General features: G+C 34.3%; 1 protein-coding gene and 1 pseudogene. Both read right to left on the bottom strand.

What is annotated here, in order from left to right; all coding sequences use genetic code 11:
- A partial coding sequence (locus tag ACIR131C_RS0100845) for an RNA-guided endonuclease InsQ/TnpB family protein (RefSeq protein WP_028088703.1) occupies window positions 1-1074 on the bottom strand: 1074 nt, incomplete at its 3' end.
- A gap of 9 nt (window positions 1075-1083) precedes the next feature.
- Window positions 1084-1252, bottom strand: a pseudogene (locus ACIR131C_RS21455) (IS607 family transposase); the annotation flags it as partial.

Here is a 1252-nt window from a genome sequence, read left to right as displayed (position 1 = left end):
TTTAGCCAAACGCGATAAATTAATTGCAGCGTTTAGATCCCTATCTATCTCAAAACCACAGTTCTCACAGCAATAAATTCTTTCGGATAAAGAAAGATTTTCTTTTTTATGCCCACATCGAGAACAGGTTTTACTTGATGGATAAAATCTATCAGCAATTATAATTTCACAACCAAACTTTTTAGCTTTATATTCTAGCTGACGCTTAAACTCATGAAACCCACAATCAGCTATTGCTTGGGCTAATTTATGGTTTGATAACATCCCTGAAACATTCAAATCTTCTACTACTATCTTCGCGTGGTTTTTGCATAAGTAAGTAGTGATTTTGTGAAGAGTATCTTTTCTCAGGTTTGCTATTCTCGCATGATGTCTAGCTAGTTTAATTTTGGCTTTATGCTTATTGCTTGAACATGAAGCCTTTTTAGAGTAGATATTAGATAATCTTTGCAGTTTAGCTAAGTTCTGTTTGTAGTGTTTAGGATTAGCAAAAGTAATACCAGTGCTAAGAATAGCTAGTTCCTTTACTCCCAAATCAACACCAACAGCATCATGTTTTTTAATAGTTGGTCGACATTCTTGTTCATAAGAAAAAGCTATGTACCAGCTATCAGCAGTCCTAGAAATAGTAATACTTTTGCCGGTGGTATGAGGTAATCCTTCATAAGTTTTTACCCATCCAATTGTTGGTAGTTTTATTGATGTGCCACCTACAGGAATTGGTTTACCACCATTATCAATTGTAAAACTATCATTTTTCCCTTTCTTTTTGAAGTTGGGATATTTAGACTGTCCTTTAAAAAATCTCTGGAAAGCCTCACCTAAACTATCAAAGGCGTATTGAGTGATTTTCTGACAAATACCTTTTTCTTTAATCCATGCCAATTCAGGTTTTACATGGTTATTAAAGAATTTTTTGAGGATATATTTGTTTGGCTTTAATCCATCTTTATGCAAACAAGCCCAAGTAGCTAAACCCCAATTATAGGTAAACCTTGCTATACCAGCGTGTTTAGCCATTAATATTTCCTGGGTTTTGTTTAACTTGAGTTTTGTTTTGATAGATAAAAGCATTGCTCGACCTCAACACTGTATTTCTTTGCTGTCTAAAACTGACATATCTTGTACAGGTTTGTCAATAGCATTTTTGAGATTATCCTTGATTTCTTTGGAGTAATTCCTCAATCCGTACAATCGACAAGAAAAGCAGTGGATAATTGCCATTAGGTCTTCGACTAATTCTTGTTGAGGT

The sequence above is a fragment of the Dolichospermum circinale AWQC131C genome, assembly GCF_000426905.1.
GTDB lineage: Bacteria > Cyanobacteriota > Cyanobacteriia > Cyanobacteriales > Nostocaceae > Dolichospermum > Dolichospermum circinale.
Note: the sequence above shows the minus strand (reverse complement) of the source record. Positions and strands in the feature narration are given on the sequence as shown.